The 17,042-nt window shown below is 72.1% G+C and carries 15 protein-coding genes and 1 tRNA gene; 3 read left to right on the top strand and 13 right to left on the bottom strand.

The genetic code is table 11. The annotated features are described in order from the left end of the window. Window positions 1–37 precede the first annotated feature (37 nt). The 5 genes from ACFZBD_RS24475 to ACFZBD_RS24455 form a co-directional block, all read right to left on the bottom strand. Complete coding sequence (locus tag ACFZBD_RS24475) at window positions 38–259, bottom strand: hypothetical protein (RefSeq protein ID WP_391143052.1); 222 nt, start codon at window positions 257–259, stop codon at window positions 38–40. A gap of 131 nt (window positions 260–390) precedes the next feature. After that, window positions 391–463 (bottom strand) — tRNA-His (locus tag ACFZBD_RS24470). Between the two features lie 105 nt (window positions 464–568). Next, a complete protein-coding gene (orn, locus tag ACFZBD_RS24465; protein ID WP_391143049.1) occupies window positions 569–1,171 on the bottom strand; it encodes an oligoribonuclease in 603 nt (200 codons plus the stop codon). Between the two features lie 127 nt (window positions 1,172–1,298). Further along, window positions 1,299–2,468, bottom strand: coding sequence for a helix-turn-helix domain-containing protein (locus ACFZBD_RS24460; RefSeq protein WP_391143045.1), 1,170 nt, complete (start codon window positions 2,466–2,468; stop codon window positions 1,299–1,301). Window positions 2,469–2,875: 407 nt separating this feature from the next. Continuing rightward, window positions 2,876–3,328, bottom strand: a complete 453-nt coding sequence (locus tag ACFZBD_RS24455; RefSeq protein WP_391143043.1) for a hypothetical protein — start codon at window positions 3,326–3,328, stop codon at window positions 2,876–2,878. A 334-nt stretch (window positions 3,329–3,662) separates the two neighbouring features. Here ACFZBD_RS24455 and ACFZBD_RS24450 point away from each other — a divergent pair, with 334 nt between their 5' ends. After that, window positions 3,663–4,184 carry a universal stress protein gene (locus ACFZBD_RS24450; protein ID WP_391143041.1) on the top strand — a complete coding sequence of 174 codons (522 nt, stop codon included), beginning with the start codon at window positions 3,663–3,665 and terminating at the stop codon, window positions 4,182–4,184. Between the two features lie 163 nt (window positions 4,185–4,347). Then, on the top strand, window positions 4,348–4,914 hold the full coding sequence (locus ACFZBD_RS24445) for a GPR1/FUN34/YaaH family transporter (protein ID WP_391143038.1): 567 nt from the start codon (window positions 4,348–4,350) through the stop codon (window positions 4,912–4,914). Window positions 4,915–5,148: 234 nt separating this feature from the next. Here the strand turns inward: ACFZBD_RS24445 and glmS are convergent, their stop codons facing one another. Beyond that, window positions 5,149–6,966, bottom strand: coding sequence for a glutamine--fructose-6-phosphate transaminase (isomerizing) (glmS, locus tag ACFZBD_RS24440; protein WP_391143036.1), 1,818 nt, complete (start codon window positions 6,964–6,966; stop codon window positions 5,149–5,151). Window positions 6,967–6,999: 33 nt separating this feature from the next. Continuing rightward, complete coding sequence (locus ACFZBD_RS24435) at window positions 7,000–7,275, bottom strand: hypothetical protein (protein WP_391143034.1); 276 nt, start codon at window positions 7,273–7,275, stop codon at window positions 7,000–7,002. A gap of 192 nt (window positions 7,276–7,467) precedes the next feature. On the opposite strand from ACFZBD_RS24435, the gene ACFZBD_RS24430 reads away from it, so the two are divergent. Further along, window positions 7,468–9,090, top strand: a complete 1,623-nt coding sequence (locus tag ACFZBD_RS24430; protein ID WP_391143031.1) for a family 20 glycosylhydrolase — start codon at window positions 7,468–7,470, stop codon at window positions 9,088–9,090. Window positions 9,091–9,202: 112 nt separating this feature from the next. Here ACFZBD_RS24430 and ACFZBD_RS24425 read toward each other — a convergent pair whose 3' ends face one another. From ACFZBD_RS24425 to ACFZBD_RS24400, 6 genes are all read right to left on the bottom strand, one after another. Then, window positions 9,203–10,042, bottom strand: a complete 840-nt coding sequence (locus ACFZBD_RS24425; RefSeq protein ID WP_391143028.1) for an SIP domain-containing protein — start codon at window positions 10,040–10,042, stop codon at window positions 9,203–9,205. A 4-nt stretch (window positions 10,043–10,046) separates the two neighbouring features. Continuing rightward, a complete protein-coding gene (locus ACFZBD_RS24420; protein ID WP_391143025.1) occupies window positions 10,047–11,096 on the bottom strand; it encodes an ABC transporter substrate-binding protein in 1,050 nt (349 codons plus the stop codon). A gap of 274 nt (window positions 11,097–11,370) precedes the next feature. After that, entirely contained in the window at window positions 11,371–12,531 is a 1,161-nt protein-coding gene (locus ACFZBD_RS24415) for an acyl-CoA dehydrogenase family protein (protein ID WP_391143022.1), read from the bottom strand. A gap of 8 nt (window positions 12,532–12,539) precedes the next feature. Beyond that, complete coding sequence (locus ACFZBD_RS24410; RefSeq protein WP_391143019.1) at window positions 12,540–13,475, bottom strand: hydroxymethylglutaryl-CoA lyase; 936 nt, start codon at window positions 13,473–13,475, stop codon at window positions 12,540–12,542. After that, window positions 13,472–15,409 (bottom strand): biotin carboxylase N-terminal domain-containing protein, encoded by a 1,938-nt coding sequence (locus tag ACFZBD_RS24405; protein ID WP_391143016.1) that lies wholly within the window; start codon window positions 15,407–15,409, stop codon window positions 13,472–13,474. Before ACFZBD_RS24405 ends, ACFZBD_RS24410 begins: the two co-directional genes overlap by 4 nt. 7 nt (window positions 15,410–15,416) lie before the next feature. Next, entirely contained in the window at window positions 15,417–17,024 is a 1,608-nt protein-coding gene (locus ACFZBD_RS24400) for a carboxyl transferase domain-containing protein (protein WP_391143013.1), read from the bottom strand. Window positions 17,025–17,042 lie beyond the last annotated feature (18 nt).

Below are 17,042 nucleotides of genomic sequence, written 5' to 3'. Positions count from 1 at the left end.
GTCCGTCGCGGAGGGGGCGCGACGGACCTTCCGCGGGTCACGACACGTTGCCGCGCACGCCCTTGCCGAACAGGCCGTCGGTGTACGTCACGTACTTCGCCGCGAACTTCCCGTCGCCGTCACCGTGACCGGCGCCTTCTCGGCCGGCTCCTCGGCCGGGGGTGCCTTGCTTGCCTTCGCCGGAGCCGAGGCTGCCGGCGAGCGAGCCGAGTGCGATCAGGAGGACGAACACGTCCGCGATGCCCAGGCCGATGATCACGCCGGTCGACAGGCCCCCCGGGGGGCTCCCGCCTGGGTGTCGTTGGTTCCCGAGAATCCGCACAGGGCGATACATGGCGAGACACGACGAAGGGCTGACCTGTCTTCACAGGTCAGCCCTTCGCCCATCAGGGTGAGTAACGGGACTCGAACCCGCGACATCCTGGACCACAACCAGGTGCTCTACCAGCTGAGCTATACCCACCATGACCGGCGGTTTTCCCGAAGGTTTCCCCGACCGGCCGAGAAGAAGTCTACAGGGTCCGGGCGAGTGCTCGCGCCCGCATTGTCGGCGGGCGCGAGCGGGGGCTCATTCCGCGGGGAGGACGTGGCGGGCGGCGATCTGCTTGGCCGTGTCCGAGTCGGGGCCGGGCTGGGGGACGAAGACCGCTTCGCGGTAGTAGCGCAGCTCGGCGATGGATTCGCGGATGTCGGCGAGGGCCCGGTGGTTGCCGCTCTTCTCCGGACTGTTGAAGTACGCCCTCGGGTACCAGCGGCGGGCCAGTTCCTTGATCGAGGACACGTCGACGATCCGGTAGTGGAGGTGGCTCTCCAGGGCGGGCATGTCCCGCGAGAGGAACCCGCGGTCGGTGGAGACCGAGTTTCCGCAGAGGGGGGCCTTGAGCGGCTCCTTGACGTGTTCGCGGACGTAGGCGAGGACCTGTGCCTCGGCGTCGGCGAGGGTGGTGCCGTCGGGGAGGGCGTCGAGGAGACCGGAGGCGGTGTGCATCCGCCGCACGATGTCGGGCATGGTCTCCAGCGCCGCCTCCGGCGGGCGGATCACGATGTCCACCCCTTCGCCGAGTACGTTCAGTTCCGAGTCGGTGACCAGCGCGGCCACCTCGATGAGTGCGTCGTCCGTCAGCGAGAGCCCGGTCATCTCGCAGTCGATCCACACCATGCGATCGTTCATGCGTCCTACCTTATGGCTTCGGCCGGTGATCGGACCCGGCTCGTGGGCTCCGGGGACGCCGACGGGCGCCCAGGGGGGTGTCCCCGGGCGCCCGTCGTCTTGCGGTGCGCGGCTTGTGGCGCGCGGTCTACGGGGCGCTCCGCTGGCCCGGCAGCGCCGCCCGGCCGGAGGCGTACGCGTCGGAGTGCGGTTTGCCCTGGTCCAGCGGGCTCCCGGGGCGCCGCATCGCGGAGGCGACCTGTGGGGGCACGACCGGGTCCATGACGGCCGTCGTCGTCTCGCCCTGCGGGCGGCGGGCCCGGTAGGCGGCGCGGTAGGCGGCCGGCGAGGAGCCGAGCTGGCGCCGGAAGTGGCCGCGCAGCGCCACCGGGGACCGGAAGCCGCACCTGCCGGCGACCTCGTCGACGGAGTAGTCGGAGGTCTCCAGGAGCCGCTGCGCCTGCAGTACCCGCTGGGTGATCAGCCACTGCAGCGGCGCGGAGCCCGTCAGCGAGCGGAACCGGCGGTCGAAGGTGCGCCGCGACATGTACGCGCGGGCGGCGAGCGTCTCCACGTCGAACTGTTCGTGGAGGTGTTCCAGCGCCCAGGCGACGACCTCCGCGAGCGGGTCGGCGCCGATCTCCTCGGGTAAAGACCTGTCGAGATAGCGCTCCTGACCGCCGCTGCGCCGCGGCGGGACGACCAGCCGGCGCGCCAGGGCGCCGGCGGCTTCCGCGCCGTGGTCGGTCCGCACGATGTGCAGACAGAGGTCGATCCCGGCGGCGGTGCCCGCCGAGGTGAGTACGTCCCCGTCGTCGACGAAGAGCTCCCGCGGGTCCACGTGGACCGAGGGGTAGCGCTTGGCGAGCGTCGGCGCGTACATCCAGTGTGTGGTCGCGGGCCGGCCGTCGAGGAGGCCGGCGGCGGCGAGGACGAACGCCCCCGTGCACAGCCCGACGATCCTGGCGCCTTCCTCGTGTGCCCGGCGCAGCGCTTCGAGCGCTTCCGGCGGTGGCGGCGAGGTGATCGACCGCCAGGCCGGTACGACGACGGTGCCGGCCCGGCTGATCGCGTCCAGGCCGTACGGCGCGGTCAGTTCGAGGCCGCCCGTGGTCCGCAGCGGGCCCTCTTCGCCGGCGCAGACGAGCAGCCGGTAGCGGGGCACCCCGGCGTCCTGCCGGTCGATCCCGAACACGGAGAGCGGGATGGAGCTCTCGAAGATGGGGCCACCGCTGAACAGCAGCACCGCGACGACTTCGCGACGGCGGCGCCCGGAAAGCTTCCGTGCGGCCTCCGGTGCGGCGGAGTCCTGGCTCATGACGCTAAGCCCCCCTCGGTGTTCGCGTCTCCCTGGTCCTGTCGCTCCTGCACGTTTCCCCTCGGTTTTGCACGAGACCCCAGTCTTCGATACCCATGATCGAATCTACTGCGTTCCGTGCCGCCGGCGTGACAAGTTCTCCATCCGGCACATTGTCGACAAGGCAACTTGGCGCGAAGCATTCGATCAGGAAGCGTTCCACTCGCGGGCCGCGCAGGGAAGTGCGCCGTCCGTGCATGGCCCGTCCCCGTAGGGTGCGAGGGCTCGTCGCGAGGCTTTCAGCCCTGGTGGAACCGGGGTTGAGGGGCCCTTCGGGCAAGGACTCGCCGACATCGGGAAGTTGGCTGAAATCATACGGGTGTGGGTGTGCGAACCTGTCAGCTCTACGGGGGGTATGTCAGGTCGGGTCAGTCCTGACGGTGGTGGCGGCCCCCGGGCGGGCACCAGGCGTGGTTCCCGGCGGCCTCGGTCCGCAGTCCGTGCTCGGAGCGGCGCAGCAGGACCCGGCAGACCGCCGTCACCGCGACGAGGCCGAGGGCGGCTCCGGCGGCCCCGCCGAGGGAGGTGCCGTAGACGACGAGGACGACCGGGACGAGCACACAGCAGAAGGCGGCCCAGCGGACGACGTCGCCCGCCGATTCCCCGGGCCCGCCGCCCGCGCCGACGCCCTCCCCGGCACCGGCACCGGAACCGCCCGCCCGTCCGGCCGCCCCCTCCGTACCGCTCACGCTTCCGCCGGGAGCCGTCACCGTCACCGTCGCCGTGGGGGTGGGTGCCGACGGCCGGCTCCCGGCGCGGCGGCGGCCGCGCGGCGGGACGGGGGCGGAGGTCTGGGCGGCGGCGGCCGATGGTGCGGGCACGGGCGGTCTCCCTGCGACGGTGGGCTGGACCAGTGGCAACGAGGAGTACAACGTTCCGGTCACTGCGCGGCGCGTCCGTTTGGCCCCGTACGCGCACCGGCCCCCCGCGGGGACACCTGTAGGACACAACGGGCATTGCCAGAGAGGGGCAGGCTCGGGCATGCTCCCTGGGACGCCGTGCGTTCGCCGCACGCCGCTCGGCGGGCTCTGGGCAGGAGAGGAGTGTCGCCGTACCCTTGGGGGTATGGGCCAGGGAAGATGATTCCCGGACACAGCTCCGCCGCCAGCAGCCGTTCTGTCCCTTCCCAGAAGGATCTTCTTCGTCGAGACACCGATGGCCGGTCACGAAATCCCCGAACCCGCGGACCGCAAGCGCGTCGCCGATTCCACGGTCGACCCCCTGGCGGTGGAACAACCACGTCACTCCTGTGATCCGGCTTTCCGGCACGGAGTGGTCGTCGGTTTCGACGGCTCGACCTCCAGCGAGCGAGCCTTGGCGTACGCCATCGGCATGGCCTGCCGTTCCGGCTCCGGCCTGATCATCGTGCACGTGGCCAACCGGCTGCCGACCACGGTCTGGGCCGGTTGCGAGCCCCCGGTCTTCGTCGACGTGCCGGACCACCGCACCGAGGTGCTCGGCCTGGAGCTGGCCTGCGCGGAGTATCTCGCCGAGGTCCCCTGGATCCTCGTCGAGCGCGGCGGCGACATCTGCCACGAGCTGGAGGAGGTCGGCCGGGAGTACGCGGCCGACGCGATCGTGGTCGGCTCCACCCACGGCATCGTCGGACGGATCTTCGGCTCCGTCGCCGGCCGGCTCGCGCGACGCGCGCAGCGGCCCGTCATCGTCATCCCGTAGCCGCCCCCGCCTCCGGCGCTTCCCCCGCTCTCTTCCCAACTCCCGTGATGAGCAGAGAAATTCGGCCATCCTCAGGTGAATTGTGCGCTTGTGAAGGGTAGATAAAGGTCACCGGAACAAAGTGGCCCAAGCAGCACAACTGCGCATCTGAAGGGAGCCCGCCGTGGACAATGAAGTCGCCGCGGGAAACACCGCCTCCACACTCGGCCGACTCGCACTCGGACTCACCCTGCTGGCCTTCGGCATAGGCGGCACCGGTGTGATCGACAACGTCGCCGCGTCCGACGCCGCCGCGCTCGCCACCTGGGTCGGCGGGGTGGCACTGTTCCTCGCCGGCCTGCTCGCCCTGCGGGCGGGCGACGGCCGTGACGGCACGGCCTTCTCGGCGCTCGGCGCCTTCTGGTTCACCTGGGGCACCGCGGCGGGCGGCAGCGCCTCGGCCGAGGCGACCGGGCTGTTCCTGCTGCTGTGGGCGCTGCTCGCGCTCACGCTGACGATGGCGGCCTCGGGCACGGGTCTGCTCGGGCAGGGGGTGTACGGGCTGCTGTGCGTGGCGCTGCTGCTGCTCGGCATCGGCGCCCTGGCCGGCAACGGCGGTCTGGGGAAGGCGGGCGGCTGGGTCGCCGCGGTGGCGGGCCTCGCGGCCTGGTACGGCGCGACGGCGGCGGTCGCCCACTGGCCGACCTCCCTCGGCCGCGCCTCCCGCCGGGAGGCCCCGGCCGCGAGCTGACGCGGACGGCGTGCGCGCGGACGGTGAGCCGAAGGGGCGCGCGGCTGTCGACCGCCGCGTACGGCGCCCCGGCGGCGAACCGATCCGGGAGGCGGAACGAAGCGGTCCCCGTGCCGGGCACGGGGACCGCTTCTGTGTCCGGCCGGGCGTCCGCCCTTCCGGGGACAGGCCGGAAGGGGGCGGACGGGCTTTCCCGGCCGTGGTCGAGTCTCCGGGGGACAGGCCCGGAGGGGGCTACTCGACCGTGACGGACTTGGCCAGGTTGCGCGGCTTGTCGATGTCGCGGCCCATGGCGAGGGCGGTGTGGTACGCGAAGAGCTGGAGCGGGATGCCCATGAGGATCGGGTCCAGCTCGTCCTCGTTCTTCGGTACGACGATGGTGTGGTCGGCCTTCTCCTGCGGCTGGTGCGCGACGGCGAGGATGCGGCCGCTGCGCGCCTTGATCTCCTCCAGGGCGGCGCGGTTCTTCTCCAGCAGGTCGTCGTCGGGGACGATCGCGACCGTCGGCAGGGCCGGCTCGATGAGCGCGAGCGGGCCGTGCTTCAGCTCGGAGGCCGGGTACGCCTCGGCGTGGATGTAGGAGATCTCCTTGAGCTTCAGGGAGGCCTCGAGGGCGACGGGGTAGCCCCGGACGCGGCCGATGAACATCATCGACTGGGCGCCGGCGTACTCCTCGGCCAGCTTCTTGATCTTGTCCTCGGAGGTGAGGATCTCGCTGATCTGCTCGGGGAGCTTGCGCAGGCCCTCGATGATCCGCTTGCCGTCGGTCACCGACAGGTCGCGGATGCGGCCCAGGTGCAGGGCGAGCAGCGCGAAGGCGACGACGGTGTTGGTGAAGCACTTGGTGGAGACGACGCAGACCTCCGGGCCGGCGTGGACGTACACGCCGCCGTCCGCCTCGCGGGCGATGGCCGAGCCGACGACGTTGACGACGCCGAGGACGCGGGCGCCCTTCCGCTTGAGCTCCTGGACGGCCGCGAGGACGTCGTAGGTCTCACCGGACTGGGAGACGGCGATGTAGAGGGTGTCGGGGTCCACGACCGGGTTGCGGTAGCGGAACTCCGAGGCCGGCTCGGCGTCGGCGGGGATGCGGGCCATGGACTCGATGAGCCCGGCGCCGATGAGGCCGGCGTGGTACGAGGTGCCGCAGCCGAGGATCTTGATGCGGCGGATGGTGCGGGCCTCGCGGGCGTCGAGGTTGAGCCCGCCGAGGTGGACGGTGGAGAAGCGGTCGTCGATCCGGCCGCGCAGCACGCGGTCGACCGCGTCGGGCTGCTCGGAGATCTCCTTGTGCATGTACGTGTCGTGGCCGCCCATGTCGTAGGAGGCGGCCTCCCACTCCACGGTCTCCGGGGTGGCGGTGGTGGTCGCGCCGGAGGTGGTGTACGTGCGGAAGTCGTCGGCCTTGAGGGTGGCCATCTCGCCGTCGTCGAGGGTGACGACCTGGCGGGTGTGGGCGATCAGGGCGGCGACGTCGGAGGCGACGAACATCTCCTTCTCGCCGATGCCGAGGACGACGGGGGAGCCGTTGCGGGCCACCACGATGCGGTCGCCGAAGTCGGCGTGCATGACGGCGATGCCGTACGTGCCCTCGATGACCTTGAGGGCCTCGCGGACCTTCTCCTCCAGGGTGGTGGCCTGGGAGCGGGCGATGAGGTGGGTGATGACCTCGGTGTCGGTCTCGGAGGCGAAGACGACGCCGTCGGCGACCAGCTTGGCGCGCAGCTCGGAGGCGTTGTCGACGATGCCGTTGTGGACGACGGCGACCTTGTTCTCGGGGTCCAGGTGCGGGTGCGAGTTGATGTCGCTGGGCGCGCCGTGGGTGGCCCAGCGGGTGTGGGCGATGCCGGTGGTGCCGGTGAAGCGCTTGGGGACGCGGGCCTCCAGGTCCCGGACCCGCCCCTTGGCCTTGACCATCTTCAGGCCGCTGGCCTTCGGGCTGCTGATGACGATGCCGGCGGAGTCGTACCCCCGGTACTCCAGCCGCTGCAGTCCTTCGAGGAGCAGCGGGGCCACGTCACGCTTTCCGATGTAACCGACGATTCCGCACATAAAGGTTTCAGCCCTCCGAGTCAGTGGGTGTGCTCAGCCGTAGACGATGCGGCGCAGTTGCCGGAGCGAGAGCTCCGGGGGCGCCACGGCGCGGTGCGGCAGTTCGGCCGCGATGCGCTCGAAGATCTCCGCGTTCACCGCGCCGCCGGACTGGAGTTCGCGGTGGCGGCGGCGGACGAAGTCCTCGGTCGACTCGTCGAAGTACGCCAGCACGTCGAGGATCACCCGGGCCGCCTCGCCGCGCTGGAGCGCGGTGCTGCGCACCAGGTGGTCGATGAGGTCGTCGTGTGACGGGCGGCGATCGAGCACCCGTGAATACTGAAGGGTCCGGGCCTCGGTTTGCAAGAAACCTGCCCGGAATCGGGCAGGAGGGCTCATGATCGAGGCTTTCGGCGGCGAAATTGGTCTACACCTTGACCGCGCCTGAGGTGGACGGTACGCATGGTGACCGATCGGATACGCATTCCACCGTCGTGAAGCCCGTCGAAAGGGACCCTCCCTGTGAGACAGCGCAGAACGTTCCCCCGTGTGCTCGGTGCCCTGCTGATCGCCGCCGCCGCCGGCCTCTCCTGCGTCGCGGCCGCCCCCGCCCCGGCCGGGCCCGCCGGGGCCGATCCCCGCCCGCTGGGTCAGATCGTGCCCGCCCCCGCCTCCGTCACCCCCGGCGGACACCCGTACGCCCTCACCGCCGCCACCCGCATCCGGGTCGACGGCCACGCCGGCGACTCCCGCGCCACGCGCGCCGTCGGCGACTACCTCGCCGGAGTGCTCCGCCCCTCCACCGGCCTCCCCCTGCCCGTCGTCGACGAACACCGGGCGCGCGGCGGCATCCTGCTGCGCCTCAGCCCCGGCGACCGGGCGCTCGGCGACGAGGGCTACCGCCTGCGCTCCGGCCGCGACGGCATCACGCTCACCGCCCGACGCCCCGCCGGCCTCTTCCGCGGGGTCCAGACCCTCCGGCAGCAGCTCCCCGCCGCCGTCGAACGCAGGACCGTCCAGCCCGGCCCCTGGAAGGTCGCCGGCGGCACCATCACCGACACCCCGCGCTACGCCTACCGCGGCGCGATGCTCGACGTCTCCCGTCACTTCTTCACCGTCGACGAGGTCAAGCGCTACATCGACCAGCTCGCCCTCTACAAGGTCAACAAGCTGCACCTGCACCTCTCCGACGACCAGGGCTGGCGCATCGCCATCGACTCCTGGCCCCGGCTCGCCACGTACGGCGGCTCCACCGAGGTCGGCGGCGGCCCCGGCGGCCACTACACCAAGGACGACTACAAGGAGATCGTCCGCTACGCCGCCTCCCGTTACCAGGAGGTCGTCCCCGAGATCGACCTGCCCGGACACACCAACGCCGCCCTCGCCTCCTACGCCGAGCTGAACTGCGACGGCGTCGCCCCGCCGCTCTACACCGGCACCGAGGTCGGCTTCAGCTCGCTCTGCGTCCCGAAGCCCGTCACGTACGACTTCGTCGACGACGTCATCCGGGAGCTGGCCGCCCTGACCCCCGGGAAGTACCTCCACATCGGCGGCGACGAGGCGCACTCCACCCCGCACGAGGACTACGTCGCCTTCATGGACAAGGTCCAGCCGATCGTCGCGAAGTACGGCAAGACCGTCGTCGGCTGGCACCAACTGACCGGTGCCACCCCCGCGAAGGGCGCCCTCGCGCAGTACTGGGGCCTCGACCGGACCTCGGACGCCGAGAAGGCGCAGGTCGCCGCGGCCGCGCGGAACGGCACGGGACTGATCCTGTCGCCCGCCGACCGGGCCTACCTCGACATGAAGTACACCAAGGACACCAAGCTCGGCCTGGCCTGGGCCGGCTACGTCGAGGTGCGCCGCTCCTACGACTGGGACCCCGCCGCCTACCTCCCCGGCGCGCCGGCGACCGCGGTGCAGGGCGTCGAGGCGCCCCTGTGGACGGAGACCCTCTCCGAGAGCGCCCACATCGACCAGATGGCCTTCCCGCGCCTGCCGGGCGTGGCCGAACTGGGCTGGTCCCCGGCGGCGACGCACGACTGGGAGACCTACAAGGTGCGCCTGGCGGCCCAGGGACCGCGCTTCGAGGCCCTCGGGATCGACTACTACCGCTCGCCCCAGGTGCCTTGGGACGCGCCCTAGGGGCGAGCCGGGAGCCCACGCAAGGAGCCGGCGTCCGGGGGGACCGTAAACCCCCGGACGCCGGCCGGTCCTTCGGGCGGAAGCGTGCCGGGCGCGCCGGCCGCAGCCCGCCCTACGCCTCGTCGGCCGGGGCCTCCCGCAGGGCGTCCTCGGACAGCCCCCGGCGCCAGTAGCCGACGAACGTCACGTGCCCGCGGTCCAGCCCCCGGTCCCGTACGAAATGCCGGCGCAGCTCCTTCACGGAGCCCGACTCGCCCGCGAGCCAGACGTACGGAGCCGCCCCCGGCAGCTCGGCGCCGCGCACCGCGTCCACGGCGGACGGGGCGCCCTCCTCGCGCACCAGCCAGGTGACGGTGGCGTCGGCATCCGTCACGAGCTCCGCACGGTCGCCGGAGTACGGCACCGAGAGGAAGACCCGCGCCCTGGTCCCGGCCGGCAGCCACTCCAGGATCGCGGAGGCGGCCGGCAGGGCCGTCTCGTCCGCCCAGATCACCACGGAGTCGGTGTCCGCGGGCGGCTGGAAGCGGACGGCGGTGTTCTCGGCGACCGCCGGACCGAGCACGACCACCCGGTCCCCGGGCTTCGCCCGCCCGGCCCAGCGGCAGGCCGGGCCGCCGTCCTCGTGCAGCGCGAAGTCGATGTCGACCTCGTCGGGGCCGGTCCGCTGCTCCCGCACGGTGTACGAGCGCATCACCGCCCGCTCGTCGTGCGGCATCGCCCGCCAGGCGCCCAGGACCGCGTAGATGTCCGGGTCGTCCAGCGGGGGCAGGACCGGCGCGTCCTGGCCGGGGTGCGGGAGGAAGAGCGAGAGCGACTGGTCGCGTCCGCCGGAGGCGAAGGCGGCCGGCTCCGGGCCGGCGAAGGTGATCCGGACCAGCGACGGGCCCAGCCGTCTCGTCCGGTCGACCCGGAGGGAGAAGAACCGGAACGGGGCGGCCGCGGCGCTCGTCATCGGGTCAGGACACCTTCTTCGCGTTCTCCAGGACCTTGGCCAGGTCCTCCAGGAGCGGGGCGCACTTGGCGTAGGAGTAGACCGGCTCGGTGACGCGCGGGACGACCTGCCCGGCCTTGACGGCGGGCAGCGCGGCCCAGGTCGGCTTGGACTTCAGGGCCTCGGGCTGGAGGGCCGAGGTCCGGTTGTCGAGCATGATGACGTCGGCCTGGTACTTCCCGACGTTCTCCCAGCTCAGACCCTCGAACCAGCCGCCCTGGTCGAGCTTGTCGGGGGTGACCAGGTTGACGCCAAGCTCCTTGAAGTAGAGCGTGTCGGTCGGCCGGACCGGGGTGGAGACGTAGAAGAGGTCCGGGGAGCCGGAGCCGATGAGGACCTTGATGTCCTTCTTGCCCTTGGCGGCCCGGCGGACCCGCTCGGCGGCGGCCTCGAAGCGGGCCTTGTCCGCGAGGATCTGCCGGGTCTTCACATCGGCGCCCAGCGAGGCGGCGAGGTCGGCGTGGCGCTGGAGGACGGCCGGCATCGACCTGTCGGCGGCCCAGAGGGCGACGCTCGGGGCGATCTTGAGGATCTTGTCCTTCTGCTCGGCCGGGACGTACCAGAGGTCGTTCTTCTCCCACATGTCCGTGATGAGGAGGTCCGGGGCGAGCTTGAGGTACTCCTCGATCCTGAACTCGCCCCAGACGTTGCCGATCACCTTCACCTTGGCGATGTCGAGGTCGCCGGCCTGGACGTCCGGCTTCCGGGCCTTGGTCTTCGGGTCCTCGACGTAGGTCGGGCCGAAGACGCCCTTGACCTCGATGCCGAAGTCCTTCAGGGCGGCGGCCATGCCGGTGAAGGCGACGATGTTCTTCGGCGTGGACTTCGCCTGGACGGCCGTGCCCCGGTCGTCGGTGAACTTCCAGGGGCCGGTCTTGTCCGAGGTGTTCGCGGCAGCACCGCTTCCGGCCTTCTCGCCGCCGCAGGCGGCGAGCGCGGCGCCGAGCCCGAGGGCGCCGCCCGCGGCGAGGAGGCCGCGACGGGTCGGATGGGAGGCTCGGGCGTTGCTGGGCATGGCGGAGTCGCTTTCGGTGCGTGCGGGCGGGGCCGGCCGGGGGCCGACCAGCGTCGATCGAGGGAAGGTTAGCCTAACCTTCTGTGCGCGGTGCCGGGGGGTGCAGGATTACGCCGCGCACGGTTTCACCCTCCACCCGACGGCCCTGGCCGCGTCGGCGCTCGGCGGCGTCCGCTCCTGGCTGCTCGACCGGATGACCCGGCCCGCCACCACCGGCGACGAGCGGCGGGCCGGGACCACCAGGTCCCGGCCCGCGACGTCGACACCCCTCGGTTCAGGCCGTGAAGCCCAGCTCCCGGGCGATCAGCATCCGCTGGACCTCGCTCGTGCCCTCGCCGATCTCCAGGATCTTGGAGTCGCGCCACATGCGGGCCACCGGGTACTCGTTCATGAAGCCGTAGCCGCCGTGGATCTGGGTCGCCTCGCGGGCGTTGTCCACCGCCACCGTCGAGGAGTACAGCTTCGCCAGCGCCGCCTCCTTCTTGAACGGCTCGCCGAGCACCAGCCGGGAGGCCGCGTCGCGCCAGCCGACCCGGGCCATGTGCGCCCGCATCTCCATGTCCGCGATCTTGAACTGGACCGCCTGGTTGTCGCCGATCGCCCGCCCGAACGCGTGGCGCTCCTTGGCGTACTTCACCGACTCGTCGACGCAGCCCTGGGCGAGGCCGGTCGCGAGGGCCGAGATCGCGATCCGGCCCTCGTCGAGGATGCGGAGGAACTGCGCGTACCCCCGGCCCTCCTCGCCGAGCAGGTTCGCGACGGGCACGCGGACGTCGTCGAAGGACAGCTCACGGGTGTCCGAGGCGTTCCAGCCGACCTTGGAGTACGGGGCGGCGACGGTGAAGCCGGGGGTGCCCGACGGCACGATGATCGAGGAGATCAGCGGCCGGCCGTCCGCCTTGCGGCCGGTCACGGCGGTGACGGTGACCAGGCCCGTGATGTCCGTACCGGAGTTGGTGATGAAGCACTTCGAGCCGTTGATCACCCACTCGTCGCCGTCACGGACGGCCGTCGTGCGGGTGCCGCCGGCGTCCGAGCCCGCGCCGGGCTCGGTCAGCCCGAAGGCGCCCAGGATCTCGCCCGAGCACATGCGGGGCAGCCACTCCCGCTTCTGCTCCGCGGTGCCGAAGCGGTAGACGGGCATCGCGCCCAGCGAGACGCCCGCCTCCAGGGTGATGGCGACGGAGGAGTCGACCCGGGCCAGCTCCTCGAGGGCGATGCCGAGGGCGAGGTAGTCGCCGCCCATGCCGCCGTACTCCTCGGGGAAGGGCAGGCCGAACAGGCCCATGCGCCCCATCTCGCGGACGATCTCGTACGGGAACTCGTGCCGCTCGTAGTAGTCCCCGATCTTGGGGGCGACGACGTCGTGGGCGAACTCCTCGACGGTGCGGCGGAGTTCCTCGTGCTCTTCGGAGAGCCGGTGGTCGAGGGACATGGGTTTCGTCACTCCTTGTGGGAGAGGGCGCGGACGGTACGGGAAGGGCTCGGTCGGCCCAGTTGTTCGGCCATCCACACGCTCGTGGCGGTGAGGGCGGCGAGGTCGACCCCGGTCTCGATGCCGAGGCCGTCGAGCATCCACACGAGGTCCTCGGTGGCGAGGTTGCCGGTGGCGCTCTTGGCGTACGGGCAGCCGCCGAGGCCGCCGGCGGAGGCGTCGACGGTGGTGACACCGTGCCGGAGCGCGGCGAGGGTGTTGGACAGCGCCTGGCCGTAGGTGTCGTGGAAGTGCACGGCGATCCGGGAGGTGGGGACGCCGGCTTCGTTCAGCGCCGTCAGCAGCGCCTGGACGTGCCCCGGGGTGGCGACGCCGATGGTGTCGCCGAGGCTCAGCTCGTCGCAGCCCATCTCGGCCAGCGCCTTGGTGACCCGGACGACCTGCTCGACCGGGACCGGGCCCTCCCACGGGTCGCCGAAGCACATGGAGAGATAGCCGCGCACCTTCAGGCCCTGCTCTATGGCCCGCGTGACGGTCGGCGCGAACATGGCCAGCGCCTCGTCGACGGTCCGGTTGAGGTTGGCCTTGGCGAAGGACTCGGTGGCGGAGGCGAAGACCGCGATCTCCCGCGCGCCGAGGGCGAGGGCGCGGTCGAGACCGCGCTCGTTGGGGACGAGCACGGGCAGGCGCGCCGGCAGGCCCCGCAGCAGCGGGAACAGCTCCTCGGCGTCGGCCAGCTGGGGCACCCACCGGGGGTGGACGAAGCTGGTGGCCTCGACCGTGGAGAGCCCGGCCCCGGCGAGACGGCGCACGAACTCGGCCTTGACGGCGGTCGGGACGACGGTCTTCTCGTTCTGCAGCCCGTCGCGGGCCCCGACCTCGTGGATGCGGACGCGGGCGGGGAGCCCGGCGGCGGGCACCGTCATGGGCAGGCCCGTGGTCATGATTCCTCCCTCGGGGTCACCACGGCGAGGATCTGGTCCATGGCGACGGTGGTGCCGGGTGTGACGTCCAGTTCGGTGACGGTGCCGGCGTGCGGGGCGGAGATGACGTGCTCCATCTTCATCGCCTCGACGACGAGGAGGCTCTGCCCGGCCTCGACCTCCTCCCCGACGGTCACCTTCACGACGGTCACGGTCCCGGGCATGGGGGCGGCGAGGGTGTCGGCGCCTCCGTGGCGGGCTCCGGAGAGCGCGGCGGCGACGGGATCGTGATCGAGGACGTGCCAGGAGTCCCCGTCGCGGCCCAGCCAGACCCCCTCCGGGGAGGAGGCGAGGCGGAAGTGATGGGTGAGGCCGTCGAGGTGGACGGTGACCGAGTCGGCGGTGACCTTGGCCCCTGCGGGCGCCTGCGCCGTGACGGGTTCGAGGCCCGACACGCGGAACGGGAAGTCCAGGGGGGCCGGCCGGCCGCCGATGCGCCAGCCGTTCGGCACGGAGAACGGGTCGGTCCAGCCGGCCGCGGGGGCGGGGGTGAGCGCGGTGAGCCGTACGGCGGCGGCCGCGGCGTAGACCTCGTCGGGTACGCCCTTGTCGACCAGGCTCTCCGCGTCCCGCTCGACGAGCCCGGTGTCCAGGTCGCCGCTCACCACCGAGGGGTGGGCCAGCAGCCGGCGCAGGAAGCCCGCGTTGGTGGGGACGCCGAGGGTGACGGTGTCGGCGAGGGCCGCGCGCAGGCGGCGCAGGGCGGTGGCGCGGTCGGGGGCGTGGACGATCACCTTGGAGAGCATCGGGTCGTAGAGGCTGCCGACCTCCGTGCCCTCGCTGAGCCCGGAGTCGGTGCGGACCCCTCCGCCCTGGGGCTCGTGCAGGGAGAGAACCGTTCCGCCGGACGGGAGGAAGCCGCGGGACGGGTCCTCCGCGCAGATCCGGGCCTCGATCGCCCAGCCGTCGAGGCGGACGTCCTCCTGGCCGAAGCCCAGCTTCTCGCCGGCCGCGACCCGCAGCTGCCACTCCACCAGGTCGATCCCGGTGATCAGCTCGGTCACCGGGTGCTCAACCTGGAGCCGGGTGTTCATCTCCATGAAGTAGTACGAGGAGGGGTCCACGCCCGGGACGATGAACTCGACCGTGCCCGCGCCGACGTAGCCGCAGGACCGGGCCGCCTCGACCGCCGCCGCGCCCATCTCCGCGCGGATCTCCGGGGTCAGCAGGACGCTCGGCGCCTCTTCGATGATCTTCTGGTGGCGGCGCTGGAGGGAGCACTCGCGCTCCCCGAGGTGGACGACGTTGCCGTGCGCGTCGGCCAGGACCTGGATCTCGATGTGCCGCGGGCGGTCGATCCACCGCTCCACCAGCAGGGTGTCGTCGCCGAAGGAGGACCGGGCCTCGCGCCGGGCGGCGGCGATCTCGTCGGTGAGCACCGACAGGTCGCGCACCAGGCGCATGCCCTTGCCGCCGCCGCCCGCCGAGGGCTTCAGCAGGACCGGGGCGCCCAGTTCGCGGGCGGCGGCCTCCAGTTCGGGGTCGGCGGCGCCCGGTACGACGGGGACGCCGGCCGCCTTCACGGTCTCCTTGGCCCGGATCTTGTCGCCCATGAGCGAGATCGCCGTGGCCGGCGGGCCGATGAAGACGAGTCCGGCCTCGGCGCAGGCCTGCGCGAACCCGGCGTTCTCGGCGAGGAATCCGTACCCCGGGTGGACCGCCTGCGCGCCGGTGCGGCGGGCGGCCTCGATCAGCCGCTCGGCGGAGAGGTAGGACTCGGCGGCGGGGGCGGGGCCGAGCCGAACCGCCGTGTCGGCCTCCCGTACGTGCCGGGCGTCGGCGTCCGCGTCGCTGTGAACGGCGACCGAGCGGACCCCCATCGCCCGCAGGGTACGGATGACGCGGACGGCGATCTCGCCGCGGTTGGCGACGAGGACTGTGTCGAACATGGTCATCTGTCACTCACATCCGGAAGACGCCGAAGGCGGGTTCGGTCAGGGGGGCGTTGGCACAGGCGGTGAGCGCGAGGCCGACGGCCTGCCGGGTCTCCATCGGGTCGATGACCCCGTCGTCCCAGAGCCGGGCGGTGGCGTAGTAGGCGTTGCCCTGGGTCTCGTACTGCTCGCGGATCGGCGCCTTGAAGGCGTCCTCCTCCTCGGCGCTCCATCCGTCGCCGAGCTGGTCCCGCTTGACCGTCGCGAGGACGGACGCGGCCTGCTCGCCGCCCATGACCGAGATCTTGGCGTTGGGCCACATCCAGAGGAAGCGGGGGGAGTAGGCCCGTCCGCACATGGAGTAGTTGCCCGCGCCGTACGAGCCGCCGACGACGACGGTCAGCTTCGGCACCCGGGTGCACGCGACGGCCGTGACCATCTTGGCGCCGTGCTTGGCGATGCCGCCCGCTTCGTAGTCCCGGCCGACCATGAAGCCGGAGATGTTCTGCAGGAAGAGCAGCGGGATGCCGCGCTGGTCGCACAGCTCGATGAAGTGGGCGCCCTTCTGGGCGGATTCGGAGAACAGGATGCCGTTGTTGGCGACGATGCCCACCGGGTGGCCGTGGATCCGGGCGAAGCCGGTGACGAGCGTCTGGCCGTACTCCGACTTGAACTCCTGGAAGCGCGAGCCGTCGACGATCCGGGCGATGATCTCGCGGGCGTCGTAGGGCGTACGGGAGTCCACCGGCACCGCGCCGTACAGCCCGGCCGGGTCGACCTTCGGCTCGACGACCGGCTCGACCGACCAGGGCAGCGGGCCGCGCTCGGGGAGCGTCGCCACGATGTTGCGGACGATCCGCAGGGCGTGGGCGTCGTCCTCGGCGAGGTGGTCGGTGACCCCGGACGTACGGGAGTGGACCTCGCCGCCGCCCAGTTCCTCGGCCGTGACGACCTCGCCGGTCGCGGCCTTCACCAGCGGCGGCCCGCCGAGGAAGATCGTGCCCTGGTTGCGGACGATCACGGCCTCGTCGCTCATCGCGGGGACGTACGCGCCGCCGGCCGTGCAGGAGCCGAGGACCGCCGCGATCTGCGGGATGCCGGCGCCGGACATCCGGGCCTGGTTGTAGAAGATCCGGCCGAAGTGCTCCCGGTCGGGGAAGACCTCGTCCTGGAGCGGCAGGAAGGCGCCGCCCGAGTCCACGAGGTAGAGGCAGGGGAGACGATTCTCCAGCGCCACCTCCTGGGCCCGCAGGTGCTTCTTCACCGTCATCGGGTAGTACGTGCCGCCCTTGACGGTGGCGTCGTTGGCGACGATCACGACCTCGCGGCCGGAGACCCGGCCGATGCCGGCGATGACTCCGGCGGCCGGTGCCTGGTCGCCGTACATGCCGGTCGCGGCCAGCGGGGCCAGCTCCAGGAAGGGCGAGCCCGGGTCCAGAAGCGTGTCCACCCGGTCCCGCGGCAGCAGCTTGCCGCGCGCGGTGTGCCGGGCGCGGGCCTTCTCGCCGCCGCCGAGCGCGGCCGCCGCGAGCTTGGCGCGCAGGGTCGCGGCCAGCTCGTGGTGGGCTGCCTCGTTGGCCTGCCAGGCCGGCGAGGCGGGGTCCGCCGCGCTCGTCAGCACAGGTGCCTGCTGCATCGACTGAGCTCCCTTGCT

This window comes from Streptomyces sp. NPDC008121, assembly GCF_042957155.1.
Lineage (GTDB): Bacteria > Actinomycetota > Actinomycetes > Streptomycetales > Streptomycetaceae > Streptomyces.
The sequence above is the reverse complement of the archived record's forward strand: the minus strand, read 5'-3'. Positions and strand labels throughout refer to the sequence as shown.

Excerpts from the sequence above, each read along its gene's own strand:
- ACFZBD_RS24415 (WP_391143022.1), bottom strand. The coding sequence starts at position 12,531 with ATGTCCCTCGACCACCGGCTCTCCGAAGAGCACGAGGAACTCCGCCGC.
- glmS (WP_391143036.1), bottom strand. The coding sequence starts at position 6,966 with ATGTGCGGAATCGTCGGTTACATCGGAAAGCGTGACGTGGCCCCGCTG.
- orn (WP_391143049.1), bottom strand. The coding sequence starts at position 1,171 with ATGAACGATCGCATGGTGTGGATCGACTGCGAGATGACCGGGCTCTCG.
- ACFZBD_RS24400 (WP_391143013.1), bottom strand. The coding sequence starts at position 17,024 with ATGCAGCAGGCACCTGTGCTGACGAGCGCGGCGGACCCCGCCTCGCCG.
- ACFZBD_RS24420 (WP_391143025.1), bottom strand. The coding sequence starts at position 11,096 with ATGCCCAGCAACGCCCGAGCCTCCCATCCGACCCGTCGCGGCCTCCTC.
- ACFZBD_RS24405 (WP_391143016.1), bottom strand. The coding sequence starts at position 15,409 with ATGACCATGTTCGACACAGTCCTCGTCGCCAACCGCGGCGAGATCGCC.
- ACFZBD_RS24450 (WP_391143041.1), top strand. The coding sequence starts at position 3,663 with ATGGCCGGTCACGAAATCCCCGAACCCGCGGACCGCAAGCGCGTCGCC.
- ACFZBD_RS24410 (WP_391143019.1), bottom strand. The coding sequence starts at position 13,475 with ATGACCACGGGCCTGCCCATGACGGTGCCCGCCGCCGGGCTCCCCGCC.
- ACFZBD_RS24425 (WP_391143028.1), bottom strand. The coding sequence starts at position 10,042 with ATGACGAGCGCCGCGGCCGCCCCGTTCCGGTTCTTCTCCCTCCGGGTC.
- ACFZBD_RS24460 (WP_391143045.1), bottom strand. The coding sequence starts at position 2,468 with ATGAGCCAGGACTCCGCCGCACCGGAGGCCGCACGGAAGCTTTCCGGG.